Raw genomic sequence first — 19146 nt, 5'->3', positions numbered from 1 at the left:
GGCCGCAAGAGCCAATAGCCCGTAAAATTACGGCCCTGCTAGACTGGTTTATTCGACAACTTACTTATTATCAATTCCCTAAAATAGTAGGGTAGAGTGACTTGCCCGTTATCAACCCAGTGTCCGCGTTCATCCCCAGGGTGGAAAACAAGAGCAGGTATTCACGGATATTGTTTCCCTCTTGGAAGGTCTGGAATTTAATGGCCTGCATGAGCCGCTTGGTGGCCACCACCAACTTGGCGTACTGCTGGCCGTCCTCGTTCCCGCCGGGGATGATGTCGCTGAACGCCAGTTGGAAGGTCGCTTGTTGCGAATTCCGGGTCAGGCTGTTCAGGGCCAGGGCAAAGAGGCGGGCTTCCTCCTGGCTATAAGCCCGCGGGGAACGAACGAACAACTTACTCAAAATATCAACCTCCGGGTCGTAGGATGTAACCGCGTTCATGGCAGCAACGGGAAAATTGGTAACTAAACAAATCCGTGCGCTTTGGTCCCAGCTTTTGAGTCTACGAGAGAAGGCCCGGTCGCAGCCCCACAAGGCCGGCCCAGAGGCTAGGGGAAGTCAGCGCAGGGCATCTGGCCGGGCGGGCGGGAAATAGCGAAAATCCGTGGAGGCAGTGAGGCCGGGGCAGTGGGCTAGAGCGGCGCGGCCACGGGGGTGTCCAGTGGCGCAGCAGCGGGAGAAGCCGTACTCAGCAAGCGCTGACAGGCGCCGCATTTGTTGCTATTGGAAACATCTTCGGGCCCGGGTCATAAGCCAGGTAGGAAACGGGGTCGCCACAGCGGGGGAGGGAATCGCCCGCTTCGTAGTAGTGGTAGGGCACCGTATAGAGCGACGCCGAGCGCCAACCCGCTGAGTGGGCGCACACCGGGGGCAATTGCTGCTGAAACGCGCGCAGGTCCGCTTCGCTCAGCACCAGCCGCCGGGGAGGCAGCAAATGGTTCAGGGCATGGAGGACTCCCTGCCGGACCTGGGTCAGCAACTGGCGCAGCGCATCGGGCGGGAGCGACTGGTCCGCGTCAAGTCCGGCCATCACCGGCTGCAGGAGCCGGTGCAAGTTGGTCAGCGGCTCTCTGGCCCGGGGCAGCTTTTCGTCCTGGAAGATGTCGCGGAACCCTTCGACGGGAATATTCGCGTTATCCGGGGTTAGTACCCAGGCCAGGTTAAAGCCCTTGCTTTGGTAAAAGTGAAGCACTGCCGTCAGGACGTCCGTGCTCCCGCGGCCCGTGCTTTCCAGCCGGGTGTAAGCCGCGCGCGAGACCCCGGCTTTGCGGGCCAGCAGGGCCGGGGGCCAATCGTTGGGTACCAGGGACTCGGCCGCCAGCATTGCCCGGAGCTGGGTGAGGCGCTCGCCAATATGGGCTGAATTCATAAGATGAAGGAGGAAATGCGAAACGGTAAACCCTGCTCGCCCCCTACTCAGGCGTGAGAGCAAGGATGGGGAACCGAACCTAGCGGCGCAGGAACAGCGACTCCAGCTGGGCGGGGGGGTACCCGGCGGCCAGTTCCAGCAGCTGTTCTCTCAGGTAAGCGTTGAACACGCCGGTCACCAGCCCGGTGTCCTGGTCGATGCTCATCTCGGTGAACAGAGGAATACGGTGGCTGAAGCGCTTGCCCAGCCGCAAGCCCTCGTATTTAAGGGGCTGCATGAGTCGCTTCTGGGCCTTGTCTAGCTGGGCGAACCGGTCATCCACGTTCACGTCCGGCAGAACGTCCGCGAACGTCAGCTGAAAAGTAAGCCGTTGGGAATGTTTGGTCAGGCAACCCAAGGCTAAGACAAAAAGGTGGGCCTCCACTTGTTCGAGAGCTAGGGGGCAGCGAATAAGCAGGTCGTTCGGAAGAACCGAGTGCTCGGCGTCTGAAGAGAGTGGTTTCATGGCGCGCATAGAAAAGGGGCTGTTAAATACGTTCGTCCGCTGTAGTGGCGCCCGGATGCCGTTAATAAGTTGGGCCTTTAGGACGCCGACCGCGGCGCCGGCAGCACCTCGTCGAGCTGGGCTACGTTGAGCAGGTAGTTACGCAGGGCAGGATTGAAAAGCAGGGTGACCACGCCATCGACGCACCCTGTTTGACGGTCCTTGGTGTCATCCAGTAGCCGGCGCACGTGATACTGCCGGAGCGCGGGCGCCTCGAATCGAAACATGACTGCGTCGAGTTGATGTAGGGCGCAATACATCTGCTCCTCGCGGGTGTCTGCTCCCAGGGTAGTGACCTCCTCTAATGGGAACAGATAATATTCGCGAATGACGTAGCCATCGGCGCGGATTTGGTGCAGCACCCGGACCATGAGCCGGTGCACGGGCTCGCCGGGCGGGAATTTGCGCACGAAATTCCTGTTCCAGTGGGTGCGCACCAGCTTGAAGTCGGCCTCATCGTAGGCCAGGCGCAACACAAAGGGGGGCGAGAACGGGAGACGACGGAGTGGGGAAGTCATGATGCGGGCAGATAACTAAATAACAAGGGGACAGAATGGCCGCGAGGATATCCCCGGTTAGAGGTGACTCCTGGCAGCAAGCGCCTGCAATTGCGCGTGGCGCTTCGCCTGCTGCACGGCCAGCAGCGGCTTGCTATGCACTTCCACCCAGCAAGTCCCCGGAGGTATCGGGTTTTCGGAGTACATCACCCGTACCCCTACCCGTTCACCTTCCCAGTCCACTCTTCCCATCAGGTCGAGCGGGTCTTTACCAGGGCCGAAGAGGGAGAAGAGTTCCTCGCGCATAGCCGTGGGACTGCCCTCCAAGCCCGTGGCGAGTGCACAAAACATGGAAAACCGGCCGTCCTGAAACTGATAGTAGGTGGTAAATGGCTCGGCGTGCTCGCCCAACCAGACGCGTTGCTGACCCGCGGGCATCAGGTACCCTCGCACCCCCGTTTCGTCGTCCTTATCGAGGAGGACGAGGCCGGGAAAATTGCGCAGCGGCTCCCCGAAAGGGTGGCCCGGGATGCCGTTGAGAGAATCGGCCGCCGTACCAATTGTGCGTTTAGTGGGGGCAGGGGTAGCGGCCAGCAAAGAGTCAGCTGGGATATCAGATGTGCCCGGAGCGCAACTGCTGAGCATTGCGCTGATGAGCGTAAAGGCAGAAAATCGAGTCAGCGAATCCAGCATGGTTGTATGAATCGTCAGGAACTGATGGAGAATGAGCCGCCATTCGTTGTCTATCTCAGAATGCCATCATGTGGTCACCGGATGTAGGAAGCAACGGTCCCGCAAGCTAGGGTATAAAAAGTATTTAAGGGCGTATGCGCCCTTAAATACTGGGTTCGCTTGCGGCAGCTTGCCGTGTGAAAAACCCTGCTGGCCTGTTGGCTTTCTCTGAGCGCTTGCGCTACCTGCGCAAAGAGCGGGGTTACTCTCAGCAAAAGCTGGCGGACATTGCCAACGTGGAGCAGTCCACCATAAAGCGCATCGAGTTGGTGCAACTGGCCCCCACCCTGGATTTGCTTATTTCGCTGAGCCGGGCGCTGGATTTGGAAGTGCGTGACCTGGTTGACGACCCTGCGATAACCAATTCGGACAAGGAGGTTTAGTCAAGATGGATTGTTTAGCCAGCAGCCTTGCAGCGCGGGCTTTAGTTAAAAGTTTGGTACAGCAGTTAAGCGAACGCCCACCCGGTGGGCGTACCACCGCCAGCCCGTGTTGCCCCAGCGGGGCCAGACATGCATGGCTTTCCAGTCCTGCTTCAACTTGCATGGCCTCTACCGGACTTATTGGGCATTCTCCTTTTTGAGCTGGTCGGCCTGCGCCTTCTCCTGCTGACTTGCGAAGACCTTGCTCCGCACCAGCAGCGTGGTAGCAGGTCCAAATCCCCGATTATCTGGCGCAGTCCAAGCTTCAGCCTGGCTGCCTGCCCAGAGTGAACCGTTGTTCGTCGGTGCTCCGGGACCGTACAGGTATTCGGCCTGCTTTTGCAAGGCCTGGCGCATATCGCCTCTTCCACTGGCAAAAAAGGAAACGAATCTGCCCTCCGCGAACGTGTAGCGGGTGTAAAACTCGTTGGAATACTCTTTGGTGCGCTTGCCGAACCATCCGGGTTCTCCCCCTTTGGCATAGTAGTAGGATTGGGCGCCCAGCTCCTTCGGTCCTATCGGCACGAGGCCGGGGAAGGAGCCAAGGGGCTCGCCGAAGTGGTGACCCGGGATGCCATGGAGGGAGTCCACCCGAGTGGCCCGGGTAGTGGCCGTTGCGTCAGCTGGCGCTGGTTGATTCCCATCCGCCTTTTGGGTTTGGGAGCTGGAATCTGTACAACCACCCAGCAATACGGTGGCGAGGGACAACACCAAGGCATTAGAAGAAAGAGTAGGGCGTGTGAACAGTTAATTTAGGAGCATGGAAACGCAGTATGTGTTGAGCGAGGCGCAGTGGTCCGTACTGGCTCCGCTGTTGCCGGGGCGGCGAGGACCGGCCGGGCAGGACAACCGGCGCTTTGTCGAAGCCGTGCGGTGGCTGGCCCGCAGCGGGGCCCACTGGCGGGCCTTACCGCCGGCCTGGGGCAACTGGCACACGACGTACACGCGCTTTGCGCGGTGGGCCAAAAGCGGGGCCTGGGGCCGGTTGCTGGCCGCCGTGCAGGCCCGCGACGCGGGCCTGGGCACCCTCTTGCTGGACTCGACCACCGTCCGGGCCCACCAGCACGCGGCCGGCGCCCGAAAAAAAACGGGCCGGACCCGGCCCTCGGGCGCAGCCGCGGCGGACGGAGCACCAAGTTGCACCTGCTCACCGACGTGCTCGGCCGGCCCGTGCGGGCGCTGCTGACGGCCGGTTCCGTGCACGACCGGACCCCGGCCGAGCAGGTGCTGGCCGATTTGCGGCCCGCCTGCTTGGTCGCCGACCGCGGCTACGACGCCCGCGCATGGCGGGCTTATTTGGCCGCTCGCAACACACTGGCCGTCATTCCCGCCCAGCGCAAACGCGGGGACACGGCCTACACCCCGGCCCGTTACGGCTACGACGTGAACCGCTACCGCCAACGCAATGCCATCGAACGCACCTTTGCCAAGCTCAAACAGTTTCGCCGTTTCGCCACCCGCTACGATAAACGACCCGAATGTTTTTTCGCCTGGTTCCAATTAGGAGCTACTTTAATTTGGTTGAAAACTGTTCACATGCCCTAGGCATTTAGAAGCAGATGGTTGAGTGAGGGAGTAGGAGTGGCGGTCTCAGCCTCTGCACCAAGGTTTGAATCAAAGCCGAGGATATGCCTGCGACAGGGCTATTGCAGGCTGGCCAAATATAAGCCAAGCAGATGAAATAATGACAAATACGTCATTGTGAGCCGCTGGGATGGGCCGGACTTTGGCGGTGCATGTTAACCCCCCTTTCTGATACGCTCCCGCTGGAAATAGTGCACCGATTGCAGCGCCTGCGCCGGGCGCGGGGATACACGTTACAGGAGGTGTATGATGCCACGGGCATTCACGTCGCCCGACTGGAAGCCAACAAGGCTAACATGCGGGTGGCCACGCTGGCGGTACTGTGCCAGTACTACGAAATTTCGCTGGCCGAATTTTTTCAGGGCCTGTAGAAACCAGGAACGGTTCGGTTTATCTCCAGCAAGCAAAGCGGCTAAGAAGCACCATGCGGGCGGCGCAGGGTAGCGGCCAGCACGTGACCTTTTAGGCTGTTTTTCTTGGGATTCCAATGCCGTACTTCCCCTTTGGATTTGAGGCGGTTACAGGATAAGCAAAGGATTTGAAAATTGTTCCGCTCGTTGGTGCCGCCATACACGCGCGGGATGATGTGGTCGAGGGTAAGGGCCTCCGTGGCTCCGCAACGCACGCACACTTGCGGCAACGCGGTCCGAATGCGTTTGCGCTTGCGGCAGGTGAGGCGGCTACTCATGGTTGAAAGAATTGACCCCGGGAAAAGTCCGCCACCGAAGGTACCTAAATCCGCCGCCAAAAGGGTTTATTTTGCATCGTGTATTATACCGACTTTGAATCCCGCTGGCAAAAATCCGGCGGCGCTGAGCGTGCCAACTACGGCCTCTTCCTGCAAGACCTCTGCGACCTGCTGGGCGTTCCCCGCCCTGACCCCACCACCGACCAGCCCACCCAGGACCAGTACGTGCTGGAGCGCGCCGTTACTTTCAACGACGGGGCTAAGAAGAGCACCGGCCGCATCGACCTCTACAAGCGCGGCTGCTTTATCCTGGAAACCAAACAGGGTACCGACTCGGCCGACGCCCAGCAGAAGGCCCAGCAGGCCGACCGCGCCGAACTGGGCCTGGCCGCCGAGAAGCGCCGCAAGGGCCACGCCCTGCGCGGCTCGGTGAAGTGGGAGCAGATGATGCAGGCCGCCCGCCAGCAGGCCCTGGGCTATGTGCGCGCCCTGCCGCCCGAGGAGCCCCGGCCCCTGTTCGTGCTGGTGGTGGACGTGGGCTACTGCATCGACGTGTACTCGAACTTCGCCGGCGTGGGCGACTCCTTCGTGCCCTTCCCCGACCAGGCCCGCTTCCGCCTGCCGCTTGCTGCCTTAGCGGACGAAGCTACCCGCACGCTGCTGCGTGGCATCTGGCTGGCACCGCGGGAACTGGACCCCAGCCGCCGCGCCGCCCGCGTCACGCGGGAGCTGGCCGGCTACCTGGCCGGCGTATCGGCGCAACTGGAGCGCGCCGGCCACGCGCCCGAACTGGTGGCTCAGTTCCTGATGCGCTGCCTGTTCACGATGTTCTCCGAGGACGTGGGGCTAATTCCCAAGGCCAGCTTCACGGGCATGCTGCGTACCTACGCCACGCCCGAGCTGCGCGAGTTTCTGCCCGATGCCCTGCGCGGCCTCTGGGCCACCATGGACACCGGCGGCTTCTCGCCCGACCTGAAGGCCCGCCTGCGCCGCTTCAACGGCAAGCTCTTCCACGACGCCACCGCCCTGCCCCTGACCGCCGACCAGATGGCGCTGCTGCTCAAAGCCGCCGAAGCCGACTGGACGGAGGTAGAGCCCGCCATCTTCGGCACCCTGCTCGAACGCGCCCTCGACCCCAAGGAGCGCCACAGCCTGGGCGCCCACTACACCCCGCGCCGCTACGTGGAGCGCCTGGTGCTGCCCACCGTGCTCGAACCCCTGCGCCGCGAGTGGACGGCTGCCCAGGCCGCCAGTGCCCGCCGCCTCGACGAGAACCTGCCCAAAGAAGCCCGCCAGGAGCTGGTGCGCTTCCTCACCCGCCTCACCTCGCTGCGCATCCTCGACCCCGCCTGCGGCTCCGGCAACTTCCTCTACGTCACGCTGGAGCACCTCAAGCGCCTGGAGGGCGAAGTGCTAGCCGCCATCAACGCCTTCGGGCAGACCGGCCTGCTCGATTTGGGCGGGGGCACCACCGTGAGCCCGCGCCAGCTGCTGGGCTTGGAGCTGAACCCGCGCGCGGCCGCCATTGCCGACGTGGTGCTGCGCATCGGCTACCTGCAGTGGCACCTGCGCACCCACGGCATCACCCAGCTGGCCGAGCCCCTGCTCGACGAGTACCAGAACATCCGCCAGCAGGACGCCGCCCTGCGCCACGACACGCCCACGCCCCGCCTCGATGCCCAGGGCCAGCCCGTGACCCGCTGGGACGGGGTAACGATGAAAGCTAATCCCGTTACGAATGCTAAAGTGCCTGATGAAAAGGCGCAGGTTACCGTTCTGGATTATCCTAACCCAGAGCCTGCTGATTGGCCGAAGGCTGACTTCATTGTTGGAAATCCGCCTTTTGTTGGTATGAAAAAGATGAGACTTACGCTTGGCGACGGTTACGCTGAGGCACTACGCAAAGCCTATAAAGACAATGTACCTGAGTCATCCGACTTAGTAATGTATTGGTGGCACAAAGCCGCTAAGCTACTTCGAGATAATGAAATTGAGCGTTTTGGATTTATCACAACTTATTCCATTACTTCAATTTTCAATAGACGTGTTATCGAGCCATTTTTGGTAGATGAAAAATTACCCATTTCGCTTGACTTCGTTATTCCCAACCATCCGTGGGTAGATGGAGCGGATGGAGCAGACGTACGAATTGCAATGACTGTGGCCGAACGCGGCCAAAAGCAGGGCAGACTAGTTACCGTGACCAAAGAAACGCCAGCGGAAGATGGCGCCATTGACGTTGAACTCAACGACTCTGAAGGGCAGATTAATTCTGACTTAACTATTGGAGCTGACGTTACTGCTACTACCGTTTTGAAGTCAAATGAGGGACTCTGCTATCTAGGGGTCAAGCTGTATGGCAAAGGCTTCATACTGAATAATGAAGAAGCTGCATCGCTTACTGCAACCAGTAGCAAGCCTCTGGTCAAAAGATTCATCAGTGGACAAGACCTAACTCAAAAGGATAGAAACCTATTTGTAGTTGATGCAGATAAAATGACGCTGGATGAGTTAACAACCAAGCACCCCGATGCTTTCCAGCGCTTGTTTTTACAAGTCAAACCAGAACGTGACCATAATCCGCGTGAGGCCAAACGAGTACGTTGGTGGTTATTTGGTGAGAATCAGCCATCAATGCGGAAGGCCATTGGTGGCATAACGCGGTATATAGTCACGACCGAAACAGCCAAGCACAGGTTATTTCAGTTCGTGCCTAATGATTGGGTTTCGGAAGGCAAAATCGTTGTTATTGCGTCAGAGGACATGTATCTACTTGGCATTTTGTCAAGCAGAATCCATACACTTTGGGCAGATATAACGGGCGGGAGACTAGGCGTTGGCAATACGCCCATTTATAACAAGTCCCGCTGCTTCGACCCCTTCCCCTTCCCCGCCACCACGCCCGCGCAGCAGGCCCGCATCCGCGCGCTGGCCGAACAACTCGACGCTCACCGCAAGCGCCAACAGGCCCAGCACCCTAGCCTCACCCTCACCGACCTCTACAACGTGATGGAGAAGCTGCGCGCCAGCCAGCCCCTCACCCCCAAAGACCAGACCGTGAACCAGCAGGGCCTGGCCTCCTTGGTCCTCAGCCTGCACCAGCAACTCGACACCGCTGTGGCCGAGGCCTACGGCTGGCCTGCCAACCTGCCCGAGGCCGAGATTCTCACGCGCCTCGTGCGCCTCAACCACGAGCGCGTCCGCGAAGAGGCCAGCGGCCACGTGCGCTACCTGCGTCCCACCTACCAGGCCCCCGGCAGCGAGCAGGCCACCCTGGCCCTGCCCGCTGCCGCAGCTACGGCGGCGGTCGTCACGGCCACCGGCCCACAGGTCTGGCCCACCGAACTGGCCCAGCAGATGCAGGCCCTGCGCGATGCCCTTCAGCAAGCGGCCCAGCCCCAAACGGCGGCCCAGGTCGCCGCCGGCTTCAAACGCCTCAAAGCCGACAAGGTGGAGCCGCTGCTCGCCACCTTGGCCGCACTGAGCTTGGTCAGGCAGACCCCGGAAGGAGCTTATGCGGCTTAGCCGGGACAAAAGCTTATCCGCTCATTCGCATCCGGCAGCTGGTTTTTTGCCGGGCTATTTCCCGCTGCGCTGCGTCGGCCCCGCACAGGTCGTCGCAACCCCTTCCCTGTGCTCTACCTTTCTGTTGATGCCCGTTGCTACCTACCCGCTGGTTCACATTCCGTTGCTGTTGGCCCACGCGCACGAGGCCGTTCCCTTCCCGCCTCGTGCCCCCGCGCCCGTCGCCCCACCCGTCGCGCCAGCATCGCCCCTCATTTTCCGGCTTGACCCGGCGATTCGGTGGCTGGCGCTGGCCCTGGTATTGCTGGTGGGGAGTATGGTGGCGTCCGGCGCGGGTGCTCTGGGGCTGCTCATTGGCATCGGCGTGTGCGTGATTTGGGTGGCCACCCGCCGCCACTACCGGTTGCGCTACACCCAGCAGCAGCAGGCGTACCACGAGGCGGGCACCATCTACGCCGCGTACTTAACGCGGCTGGCCCGCTACGAACAGGAACAGCATGCCTTTGCACTGGCCGATGACCTGCCCCGGTTTCGCCGGGAGCGGATGGCCGGATTGCTGGCGACCACACTACAGCCGCAACCCATTCCCGCTGACGTACTGGCACCGCCGCGAGGTCGTAGCGAGGCCGCCTTTCTGGAGCACCTGCGCCAGCACTTTGGGGCAGACACCATTTTCGTTAATTGCCGCGTCCCCGTCGACGACCCGCGGCTGGGCACGCGCTGGTACTACCCCGACTTTGTGTACCGCGACGCATCGGGCCTGTGCATCGACATTGAAATTGACGAGCCCTACGTGTGGGCCACCGGCATGCCCCACCACTGTCTGGGTCAGGACGAGGACCGAAATGCCTTTTTCCTGCGCAAGCAGTGGGCCGTAATCCGGTTTACGGAGGAACAGGCCGTGCGCCAGCCCTTGCTATGCTGCCAGGTCATCGCAGCCGAGGTGTTTGCCCTGACGCAGCGGCACTACGCGGCCCGTTTCTACTGGGAGCGCTTGGTGCCGGTGCCCCAGTGGGATGAAGCCCACGCCCGGCGGATGGCTGTCCACCAGACCCGGGCCGCTTACCTGCCAGTCGCGCTGGCTAGGCCGTAAACCGGGGAAAGCCGCCAAACGGGTTCTTGGTAGGTACTGCGACCATGCTTTCGCCCACTGGCTGATGGAAGAACGTAGGCGTTCGAAAAACCCGGCAGCAAAAGGCCCACGAGACTGCGCGTTTGGGCCCTTTTGGATGCATTATTGGATGCATTAATAATGCTTTCGGAATTCGGTAGTTTTGGGAACAAATCACCGGGAACCTATGAGTAAAGAATCGTTGGATGTGCCTCAGGTAGATAGAGCTGACGCGGCACATTTAGTGGCCAGCACCATGATAGGGTTGATACCCTTCCTTGGGGGAGTTGACCTCTTCAAGTTTATTGTTTCGCCTTCACTTGAGAAGCGAAAGGAGCGGTGGATGCAGTTAGTAGCCGATGCAATTAGAGAACTTCAGGCACAGCCTGGGTTTTCGATAGAGTTGCTGCGCGAAAACGAAGAGTTCACGACGTTACTCATGCAGACCACGCATGCCGCGTATAAAACTCACCTAGAGGAAAAACATCTGCTTCTCAAAGACGGGCTACGCAATGCGTATTCCTCAGAGGCGCCTTTTGACATCAAGTACATTTACCTGAGCTTGCTGGACAAGTTTAACCCGGTGCACCTGGCCGTACTTCTAATGGTAGAGGAACATAAGGAGGCTTCAAAAAAATGCGATTCAGGAGGAGCTTTTTATGACCGATTGGTAGACTTGCGAGTGCCTACGGCCCTTGCAACCAACGGAATATTATTTCTGGCGGTGATGGAAGACCTGCACCAAGCTGGCCTTATCGTCGTGAGTTCAGATTTCATCATTACTGACGGAGACGTAAAGCAATCAGGCAGTCATCTATTAATTGGGAGCGAGCCAGCAGACATACAGAAGATTAATCTAACTGATTTGGGCCTGCATTTTCTGCATTTTATCAACAGTAAATGACCGCTGCTATCTACGCTCGTGTCTCGACCCGTGACAAGGGCCAAACCAATGACAACCAACTCCTGGAGTTGCGCGCTTTTGCCGGGCGTTTGGGCTACTCGGTCTACCAAGAGTATTGCGACCAGGAAAGCGGCGGCACCGCCGAGCGGCCCCAGTTCCAGCAACTCTTTCTGGACGCCCACCAACGGCGCTTCGACGTGGTGCTATTCTGGAGCCTAGACCGCTTCAGCCGGGAAGGAGTGGGGGAAACGCTCAACCACCTCCAGCGCTTGACTGTGGCCGGGGTGCAGTTCAAGTTCTTTACCGAGCAGTACCTCGACAGCACCGGGGTGTTCAAAGAGGCCATTATTGCCATCCTGGCCGCTATTGCCAAGCAAGAGCGGGTGCGTTTTTCCGAGCGCATCAAGGCGGGGCAGGCTCGTAGCACCAAGAAGCCCGGCCGTCCCGCGCTCGCCGCCACCAAACTGGCAGAAGTGCGGCGGTTAAGAGGGGAGGGGCTCAGCTTCAAAAAGATTCAGCTCGCTACGGGCGTACCCGTGGCCACGATGCACAAGTACTTGGTCGGCGAGCGGTGATTCCCATTTGGCAAATACGGTTGAGGGGGCTGTTTGCCAATGGTGCAGCAACCTGTTGCATAATGTTGAATAGCCTTCGCAGTTCAGTCGGCCTTTCTTTCAGATGAGTTGCGGCGTCCGCCGCCCGTACTTTGCGGGATGACTGCGGAAAACATCGCGCCGCTGCTCCGGCAAGGAGAGGGCATCGGCATTGAATACAAGCACGCGCGCCGGGGGCTACCGCGCGACGTTTTCGAGAGCGTGTGCGCGTTCTTGAACCGGCAGGGCGGGCACCTGATTTTGGGCGCGGACAACGCGGGCGCTCCCCTCGGCGTGGACGAGGCGGAGGCCGACCACTTGCAGCGGGATTTTGCGGCCCTGAGCAACAATCCGACGAAATTGCAGCCACCGTTTCTGCTGGAGTTAGAACCCGTCCGGGTGGGGGAAGCGCTGCTGTTGTACGCGTACGTCCCCCAGAGTTCGCAGGTCCACCGCGTGGACGGCGTGGTCTTTGACCGGGGACACGAAGGGGACTTCCGGGTGCTCGATCACGAGCGCATCGGGCAGCTCTACGCTCGCAAGAGCAACGCGTATTCCGAGGGGCGCATTTTTCCCCGTTTGGGGTTGTCGGACTTCAAGCCCGGCTTGCTGGACAAAGTGCGGGCGCTGCTGCGGGCCCGGCGATCCGACCATCCCTGGTTGCTGCTCCCCGACGAAGAATTGCTGCGCAGCGCGGGCTTGCACCAAACGGATCCGCTCACCGGGGAACAGGGCTACACGCTGGCGGCGGTGCTCTTGCTAGGCAGCGACCAAGTGCTGCAAACGGTCTTGCCCGCGTACCGCATCGACGCACTGGTGCAGCGGCAGGACCTCGACCGCTACGACGACCGCGTGGACATCCGCGGCAATCTGGTGGAGGCCTACGAGCAGTTAATGGCGTTTGTGGCCAAGCACCTGCCCGATCCGTTCTACCTGGAAGGCGACGTGCGCGTGAGCTTGCGCGATAAGATTTTTCGCGAGGTCGTCGCCAACCTGCTCGTGCACCGCGAGTACCTCAACCGCCGCCCCGCGCGCTTCGTCGTCTACGCCGACCGGGTGGAAGTTGACAACGCCAACCACGCGGTCAGCCATGGCCCGCTGGACCCGCGCGGCTTTGCGCCCTTTCCAAAAAACCCGACGCTGGCGCGCTTCTTCGCCCAACTCGGGCGGGTGGAGGAGTTGGGCTCAGGCGTACGCAACGTGACGCGCTACTTGCAGGCGTACCGTCCGGGTGGCCGCGCCGAGTTTGTGGAAGAAGACGTGTTTCGGACTATCGTGCCAGTACCGGCCACGGGCTCGTTGGTGCTCCCGGCGCCGACCTTAACGGATGCCCTGGCCACCGTCGGCGCCTTGAACATGACTGCCGCCGTCAAGCAGCGACTGCGGCGCGAACTCGAGTTGTTGAGCGTGGCCCCGCTGACCGCGGCGGCCGTAGCCGCTGAGCTCCAGGCCGAACCCCGCACGGTGCGGCGTGACTTGCAATTGTTGCGGGACGCGGGCCTGCTGGAGGCGGGAACCCTGTACGGCAGCTACCAATTCCGGCAATAGGAAAGTGGCCAAGTTGGCCAACTTGGCCAACTTGGCCAGGTGAGAGACGCATGGACCTCTCTATAAACCAGTAGCTCAGCAGTCCGCGGACGTATATATACCAATTCCGCTAAGACACTTAACTCGATAGCAAGCAACGATCTACGGAATATAGTTTCCGTATTCGCTTACGCTTGTGTAGCTTGGGACTCATTTTGCTTCCTAGTATCTATATACTTTGCTAATGCCCTCAGAAGCTATTGCCTTATTCTGGTTTAGTGCGATTATCATCTGCCTCGTGCGGGCGCGCAATCGGGGGCGCTCGATGCTGGGCTGGGGGCTATTTGCCTTCTTTTTGTGGCCGCTGGCCCTCCTGGCCACATGGTTAGTGGGACCGAAAAACCGGCTTCCTACGGTCGTTCCCCCCAAGCCGTCGCCACCAACGGTCCCTCTACCAGTTGCCGCAATGCCCGCCGCCCCGCGTGGGTTGGGAAACGCACACAAAACGCCCCCTGCTCATTTTCCGCCATTCCCGCCCGTTTCCGTGTCAGCCCCCGTACCCATTACCTCAAAGCTGGACGCCGCCATAATTGACGTAACCGGGCAGGACGTGCCCTTGTGCGGGCAGCTACTGGTTTCGGCAACCGAGCCGGTTCACCCGGCGACATCCACTGGGAGCTCTGACTACCCGGTGCCCGACTACGGCTACTACATGCCTAGGCTGGGCACGAAGTATCGCAAAAAATTGGGCTTGACCGCGCAGCAGGTAGAGTGGCTGGACAAGTTTTGGCCGCCGCACAACGTGTTTGTGGCCACCGAAGGCTGCTGCGTCGCGACGGTGCAGCTGTACCTGCGGGCCCTGCCCCTGCTGGAAGCGGAGCTGCTGCGCACGGGCGCGTCGTTGGCCCAAGTGGTGGCGCACAGCCAACAGGAAAGCCTACGGCTGCGCAAGGCGATGCCCAACCCTTACGGTTACGGGTGGGGCGAGTACGACGAGCGGTACCTGCAGGAGCAGACCGAAGCCGCCATCTATTCGACCCTGTTTCGGCGTTGCGAGAACGTGGTGCGCGAGGCCTACGGCAACAAACGAAAGTTGGCCGCGGAGTTCTCGGGGCTGGACGGGCCCCTAGCAGCGGCGGTAGAACAGCAGTTGGGGGAACCATTGGACGCACTGCTACCGAATTTGGTGGCAACCATCGCAGCACCCGACGAAGCCACTGAAGTGGAATTGAACCTGCAAAACGTGACCCGCTGGAAGCAGCAGCTCGACCAGTTGGCCGCTCAACTCAGCGCCGCAACCACGCGGGAGTTCGTCGAAGTGGTAAACCGATTGGGGCAGCGCAACGCCCGCAACCCAGCCCTCGAGCACATCTTCTTCGAAGCGTCCAAGCTCGTGGCCAAATTCGACCGGGAGGAAGCGCTGCGCTTCTACGTGCAATACGTGCACCATGACCTAAACTCGGCCACCGTCAACAATAAGCCCCTGACCAAGACGATTCAGAAAAGTCTGTTTCCGCAGCCCGAGCACTTACAGCGGTTTGAGGCCTTGATTAGCCAACTGACCCGCGATAAAGACGTATCCCAGGCCCTGAGTCAGGTGCCGACGGTGTACGCGCGTGAACGCCGAAAAATCGAGTTAAACCTAAGCGCCATTCGCGAAGTGCAGTATCAGCATGCGGGAACGGTAGAATTGCTCAACGAATACCTCCAAGACGAGCCGGAAGCCGCCGTGCCTTCCTTAGCCGACGCCCCACCGGCTCCGCTGGTAGTCGGAGCCGTTCCGGGAGACGAAATTCAATTATCCGTGCCGGTTCCGGCGCCTAACGAGTCGTTCGCGGCCGCAGGGGGCGCTTTCGTCGCTACGTGGGGCCTGAACGCGCCGCAGTCGGCCCTGCTGGCCTACTTTGGGGAGCAGGGGCTGGTGCTGCTGCAGTCAAGCGTGGAGACGTTCGCCAAACAGCACGGCACTTTGCGCAACCAACTCATCGACGGCATTAACGAGCGGTGCTATGCGCACCTAGATGACGTGCTGATCGAGGAAGACGGCGACACCTATACCATTTACGAACCCTACTACCAGCAACTGGCTACCCCATGTTAGAAAACGTCAAGCCCAAAGAAGCCACGGCCATCATCAATTCCCTACTCGGCGGCGTCGTGCCCAAGGTGGGGGTGCAGCACATCACGGTGGGGCGCTCGCCCGAGATCGAGGCATTCGTCAAGGCCCTCGACGACGTGAAGAACGGGCACAGCATGGTCAAGTTCTGGATTGGGGACTTTGGCTCGGGCAAGTCGTTTATGCTGCACCTGCTCAACACGGTCGCCCTGAAGCAAAAGTTTGTGGTGGCCAACGCGGACTTCACCCCCGATAACCGCCTGTACGCCAACGACGGCAAGGGCGTGGCCCTATACTCGTCCATCATGGACAACATCGCCATTCAAACCAAGCCCGAGGGCGGGGCGCTGGCCACGCTGCTGGAGAAATGGATTGAGCAGGTCATCACCAAAACGGCCCAGGAGCAGGGGCTTTCGCTGGGCGACATCCGCGACCCGCAGCACCTGCCCCGGATTCAGGCCGGCATCATGCAGACCATCCAGGAGCTGACCGACGTGGGCGGCTTCGACTTCGGCATTGTGGTGCTCAAGTACTACGAAGGCTACGTGACGGAAAACGACGGGTTGCGGCGCAACGCCCTGAAGTGGCTAAAAGGGGAATACCGCACCAAGACCGAGGCCCGCCAGGATCTGGGGGTGCGGGAAATCATCCACGACCTGAATTATTACGACATGCTCAAGAACTTCTGCCGGTTGTTCGTGAGCATGGGCTACAGCGGGTTCATGATCAACCTCGACGAAGCCATCAACCTGTACAAAATCTCCACCGCGGTGATGCGGGAGAAGAACTACGAGAAGATCCTGACCATCTACAACGACTGCTTCCAGGGCAAGGTCAGCAACTTCTTCCTCAACTTTGCCGGCACCCGCGAGGTGCTCGAAAACGACCGCCGGGGCCTGTTCAGCTACCAGGCGCTGAAGTCCCGCCTCGAAACCAACAAGTTTGAAACGGCCGGGGTACGCGACTTCGCCCAGCCGGTGATCCGGCTGCTGCCGCTCACCCACAACGAAGTCTTCGTGCTCCTGCAGAAGCTCAAGGAAATCTTCGATTTCAATTACAAAACGCAGCTGGACGTCACCGCCGATGACATTCAGGCCTTCATGGAGGAGATGTTCAACAAGCCCGGCGCCAGCGAATTCCTGACGCCGCGCGAAGTCATCCGCGACTTCCTCAACATCCTGAGCTTGCTCCGGCAGAACCCAGGCCTGGACAAGCAACAGCTGTTCGGCGACATCGAGATCCGCGACGAGCGCCCCAATGAGTCGGCCGTGGACCACCTGGTCGATAGCATCGAGGTGCTCTGATGTCCTTCGACCTGCTTGCCGAGCCCATCCGCCGCTACGTGCGCGACCAGCGCTGGGAATCGCTGCGTCCCATCCAGGCGGCGGCCATTCAGCACATCCTGGCCTCGAACGATAACTTCATCCTGGCCTCGCACACCGCGTCCGGCAAAACCGAAGCGGCCTTTCTGCCCATTCTCTCCAAGGTGGACTTCCGGCAGCCCGGCGTGCGGGTGCTCTACATCTCCCCGCTGATTGCCCTCATCAACGACCAATTTCACCGCATCGAGCAGCTTTGCAAGTACCTGGACGTGAAGGTGACCAAGTGGCACGGCGAAGCCAGCCGCGCCGAAAAGAAGAAATTGGTGCAGAAGCCCGAGGGCATCGTGCTCATCACGCCCGAGTCCTTAGAAGCCATGTTTGTCAATGCCCCGTACAGCGTCCACGCGCTGTTTGAGAACCTGCAGTACGTGGTGATTGACGAGATTCACTCCTTCCTGGGTACCGACCGGGGCATTCACTTAAAGTCGCTGCTTTCCCGGTTGGAAGCCGTGACAGCATCCCGTTCTTTTGCCATGGTGGGGCTTTCGGCCACCATCGGGGACTACGCGGAAGCCAAGCGCTTTACTGGCCATGAAGAGCGCACGAAGGTGTTGCTCGACCGGGCGAGCAAGGACATGCTGACCTCGTTTCGGTATTTCAGTGGTAAGGACGACAGCAGCGACGTGCCCTTGAGTCTGTTGAAAGACTTGTACAAGCAGACGAGCACCAGCAAAGTGCTCATCTTCCCCAATAGCCGGGGCCTTGCCGAAGTCATCGCTGTGAAGCTGCGGCAAATTGCCGACCGGGTCGGGGGGCACGATAAGTACTTCTCGCACCACTCGTCGGTGGACAAGGAAGTGCGCGAGTACGTCGAGCACTTCGCCAAGAACAACCAGCGCCAGCCCTTCTGCATTGCCTGCACCTCCACGCTGGAACTAGGCATCGACATTGGCTCCGTCGAGAAAGTCGTGCAGGTCGACGCGGCCCACTCCATCGCCTCGCTCATCCAGCGCGTGGGCCGCAGCGGACGCCGCGCGGGGGAGCAGAGCGAGCTGCTGCTCTACGCCACCAAACCCTGGAGTCTGCTGCAGTCGTTGGCCTGCTGGCTGCTTTACCGGGAAGGGTTTGTCGAACCGCTGCGCACAGCCACCAAGCCCTACGATCTGGTCTTGCACCAAGCGCTCTCCATTACCAAGCAGCTCTCGGGGTGCTCCGAGGCCGACCTAGTGGCCCGGTTGCAGGCCAATGCCGCCTTTGCCACCATTACCGCCGATGAAATAGCCGAAATCCTGGCGGAGTTGGTCCGCATCGACTGGCTGGAACGCCTGCCCCGGGAACTGATCATTGGGGTGGCAGGCGAGTTCACCGTCAACTCCCGGGACTTCTACAGCGTGTTCCAGACCGAGCTGGCCTTCAAGGTGCAGCACGCCGGCAAAACCATTGGGGAAATACCGCTCACGCCGCAGGTACGAGAAAATGAAAACCTGCTGCTGGCGGCCAAGATTTGGAAAATCAAGTACATCGACGTACCCACCAAGAAAATCGAGGTCATCCCCGCCCATGACGGCAAGCGGCCCATTTTTCTGGGGGGCGGCGGAGTAGTCGATGCCAGGGTGCGGGAAAAAATGCTCCAGCTGCTGCGCACCGCCAGCACCCATCCCGAGTTAGACCAGCCAAGTCAGCAGGAGTTGCGGGAGCTGCGGCAGGAATTCGCCGCCTTTGGCTTCACCGACGATCCCAACGACCGGCCCGTGCTCGTCAAGGAGGAAAAGCTGGTACTCTACACGTTCACCAGCACCAAGATCAACCGCAGCCTGGCTTTCTTGCTCAATGTCCTGGACGTACCCGTGCCGTACGACTACGACGAGCCGACGAGTAGCTTCACCCTTACGCTGCCGCCGGCCCGGTTGCCTGAGTTGCTGGAGCAACTGCGCTTGTATGCGCAGGACGTGGAGGTGCACTTAGTGGCAGCTATCCAAGAAAACCCCGGGTTGCTGGACTTTGCCAAGTGGGGCGCCTCCCTACCCACTTATTATCAGAGCGAAGTACTGAAAGAGCGCTACTTCGACTTTGAGGGAACGGCGACCTTTTTACAGAACCTGCGTCCTATCTTTTCCAGCGAATCAATCGCGGCTACCTAAGCCGGCAACCGCCATCCTGAATAGCTCCAAATGGGCGTATGCAAGGCCTATTGCCTCTCCTTATCCTTTG

Annotated in this window: 17 protein-coding genes and 1 pseudogene; 11 read left to right on the top strand and 7 right to left on the bottom strand. The window is 60.3% G+C overall.

The annotated features are described in order from the left end of the window. Positions 1 to 70: 70 nt before the first annotated feature. The 5 genes from BEN47_RS07450 to BEN47_RS07430 all read right to left on the bottom strand — a co-directional run bounded on the left by BEN47_RS07450 (position 71) and on the right by BEN47_RS07430 (position 3104). Positions 71 to 442 (bottom strand): hypothetical protein, encoded by a 372-nt coding sequence (locus BEN47_RS07450; RefSeq protein ID WP_070726799.1) that lies wholly within the window; start codon positions 440 to 442, stop codon positions 71 to 73. A gap of 247 nt (positions 443 to 689) precedes the next feature. Beyond that, entirely contained in the window at positions 690 to 1370 is a 681-nt protein-coding gene (locus BEN47_RS07445) for a hypothetical protein (protein WP_070726797.1), read from the bottom strand. A gap of 79 nt (positions 1371 to 1449) precedes the next feature. Next, entirely contained in the window at positions 1450 to 1875 is a 426-nt protein-coding gene (locus tag BEN47_RS07440) for a RepB family plasmid replication initiator protein (RefSeq protein ID WP_125921564.1), read from the bottom strand. Positions 1876 to 1952: 77 nt separating this feature from the next. Beyond that, positions 1953 to 2432, bottom strand: a complete 480-nt coding sequence (locus tag BEN47_RS07435; RefSeq protein ID WP_070726794.1) for a hypothetical protein — start codon at positions 2430 to 2432, stop codon at positions 1953 to 1955. 57 nt (positions 2433 to 2489) lie between these two features. After that, positions 2490 to 3104, bottom strand: a complete 615-nt coding sequence (locus BEN47_RS07430) for a hypothetical protein (RefSeq protein ID WP_070726791.1) — start codon at positions 3102 to 3104, stop codon at positions 2490 to 2492. 176 nt (positions 3105 to 3280) lie between these two features. On the opposite strand from BEN47_RS07430, the gene BEN47_RS07425 reads away from it, so the two are divergent. Next, complete coding sequence (locus BEN47_RS07425) at positions 3281 to 3526, top strand: helix-turn-helix domain-containing protein (protein ID WP_070726789.1); 246 nt, start codon at positions 3281 to 3283, stop codon at positions 3524 to 3526. 177 nt (positions 3527 to 3703) lie between these two features. Here BEN47_RS07425 and BEN47_RS07420 read toward each other — a convergent pair whose 3' ends face one another. After that, positions 3704 to 4156, bottom strand: a complete 453-nt coding sequence (locus BEN47_RS07420) for a hypothetical protein (protein WP_125921563.1) — start codon at positions 4154 to 4156, stop codon at positions 3704 to 3706. Positions 4157 to 4355: 199 nt separating this feature from the next. Here BEN47_RS07420 and BEN47_RS20215 point away from each other — a divergent pair. After that, positions 4356 to 5110 (top strand): annotated as a pseudogene (locus BEN47_RS20215) (IS5 family transposase); the annotation flags it as partial. Between the two features lie 191 nt (positions 5111 to 5301). Further along, positions 5302 to 5520 carry a helix-turn-helix domain-containing protein gene (locus BEN47_RS20590; RefSeq protein WP_070726782.1) on the top strand — a complete coding sequence of 73 codons (219 nt, stop codon included), beginning with the start codon at positions 5302 to 5304 and terminating at the stop codon, positions 5518 to 5520. 41 nt (positions 5521 to 5561) lie between these two features. Here BEN47_RS20590 and BEN47_RS07400 read toward each other — a convergent pair whose 3' ends face one another. Next, positions 5562 to 5837, bottom strand: coding sequence for an HNH endonuclease (locus BEN47_RS07400; RefSeq protein WP_070726780.1), 276 nt, complete (start codon positions 5835 to 5837; stop codon positions 5562 to 5564). Positions 5838 to 5915: 78 nt separating this feature from the next. Between BEN47_RS07400 and BEN47_RS07395 the strand changes: the two genes are divergently transcribed. The 8 genes from BEN47_RS07395 (at position 5916) to BEN47_RS07360 (ending at position 19076) form a co-directional block, all read left to right on the top strand. Further along, a complete protein-coding gene (locus tag BEN47_RS07395) occupies positions 5916 to 9362 on the top strand; it encodes a class I SAM-dependent DNA methyltransferase (protein ID WP_083322225.1) in 3447 nt (1148 codons plus the stop codon). 127 nt (positions 9363 to 9489) lie between these two features. Beyond that, positions 9490 to 10455, top strand: coding sequence for a putative endonuclease domain-containing protein (locus BEN47_RS07390; protein ID WP_070726776.1), 966 nt, complete (start codon positions 9490 to 9492; stop codon positions 10453 to 10455). Positions 10456 to 10660: 205 nt separating this feature from the next. Continuing rightward, complete coding sequence (locus tag BEN47_RS07385; RefSeq protein WP_070726774.1) at positions 10661 to 11377, top strand: hypothetical protein; 717 nt, start codon at positions 10661 to 10663, stop codon at positions 11375 to 11377. Further along, positions 11374 to 11952 carry a recombinase family protein gene (locus BEN47_RS07380; protein WP_070726772.1) on the top strand — a complete coding sequence of 193 codons (579 nt, stop codon included), beginning with the start codon at positions 11374 to 11376 and terminating at the stop codon, positions 11950 to 11952. The genes BEN47_RS07385 and BEN47_RS07380 overlap by 4 nt, the downstream gene beginning before the upstream one ends. A 138-nt stretch (positions 11953 to 12090) precedes the next feature. After that, positions 12091 to 13518 (top strand): RNA/DNA-binding domain-containing protein, encoded by a 1428-nt coding sequence (locus BEN47_RS07375; RefSeq protein ID WP_070726770.1) that lies wholly within the window; start codon positions 12091 to 12093, stop codon positions 13516 to 13518. A 523-nt stretch (positions 13519 to 14041) separates the two neighbouring features. Continuing rightward, on the top strand, positions 14042 to 15598 hold the full coding sequence (locus BEN47_RS07370) for a tellurite resistance TerB C-terminal domain-containing protein (protein ID WP_070726768.1): 1557 nt from the start codon (positions 14042 to 14044) through the stop codon (positions 15596 to 15598). Continuing rightward, complete coding sequence (locus BEN47_RS07365) at positions 15592 to 16917, top strand: ATP-binding protein (protein WP_070726766.1); 1326 nt, start codon at positions 15592 to 15594, stop codon at positions 16915 to 16917. The genes BEN47_RS07370 and BEN47_RS07365 overlap by 7 nt, the downstream gene beginning before the upstream one ends. Beyond that, entirely contained in the window at positions 16917 to 19076 is a 2160-nt protein-coding gene (locus BEN47_RS07360) for a DEAD/DEAH box helicase (protein WP_070726765.1), read from the top strand. Before BEN47_RS07365 ends, BEN47_RS07360 begins: the two co-directional genes overlap by 1 nt. Positions 19077 to 19146 lie beyond the last annotated feature (70 nt).

The sequence above is a fragment of the Hymenobacter lapidarius genome (genome assembly GCF_001816145.1).
Lineage (GTDB): Bacteria > Bacteroidota > Bacteroidia > Cytophagales > Hymenobacteraceae > Hymenobacter > Hymenobacter lapidarius.
The sequence above is the reverse complement of the archived record's forward strand: the minus strand, read 5'-3'. Positions and strand labels throughout refer to the sequence as shown.

Coding starts and splice junctions, on each gene's coding strand:
- BEN47_RS07450 (WP_070726799.1), bottom strand. CDS start 442: ATGAACGCGGTTACATCCTACGACCCGGAGGTTGATATTTTGAGTAAG.
- BEN47_RS07445 (WP_070726797.1), bottom strand. CDS start 1,370: ATGAATTCAGCCCATATTGGCGAGCGCCTCACCCAGCTCCGGGCAATG.
- BEN47_RS07440 (WP_125921564.1), bottom strand. CDS start 1,875: ATGAAACCACTCTCTTCAGACGCCGAGCACTCGGTTCTTCCGAACGAC.
- BEN47_RS07435 (WP_070726794.1), bottom strand. CDS start 2,432: ATGACTTCCCCACTCCGTCGTCTCCCGTTCTCGCCCCCCTTTGTGTTG.
- BEN47_RS07430 (WP_070726791.1), bottom strand. CDS start 3,104: ATGCTGGATTCGCTGACTCGATTTTCTGCCTTTACGCTCATCAGCGCA.
- BEN47_RS20590 (WP_070726782.1), top strand. CDS start 5,302: ATGTTAACCCCCCTTTCTGATACGCTCCCGCTGGAAATAGTGCACCGA.
- BEN47_RS07400 (WP_070726780.1), bottom strand. CDS start 5,837: ATGAGTAGCCGCCTCACCTGCCGCAAGCGCAAACGCATTCGGACCGCG.
- BEN47_RS07390 (WP_070726776.1), top strand. CDS start 9,490: ATGCCCGTTGCTACCTACCCGCTGGTTCACATTCCGTTGCTGTTGGCC.
- BEN47_RS07385 (WP_070726774.1), top strand. CDS start 10,661: ATGAGTAAAGAATCGTTGGATGTGCCTCAGGTAGATAGAGCTGACGCG.
- BEN47_RS07380 (WP_070726772.1), top strand. CDS start 11,374: ATGACCGCTGCTATCTACGCTCGTGTCTCGACCCGTGACAAGGGCCAA.
- BEN47_RS07375 (WP_070726770.1), top strand. CDS start 12,091: ATGACTGCGGAAAACATCGCGCCGCTGCTCCGGCAAGGAGAGGGCATC.
- BEN47_RS07365 (WP_070726766.1), top strand. CDS start 15,592: ATGTTAGAAAACGTCAAGCCCAAAGAAGCCACGGCCATCATCAATTCC.
- BEN47_RS07360 (WP_070726765.1), top strand. CDS start 16,917: ATGTCCTTCGACCTGCTTGCCGAGCCCATCCGCCGCTACGTGCGCGAC.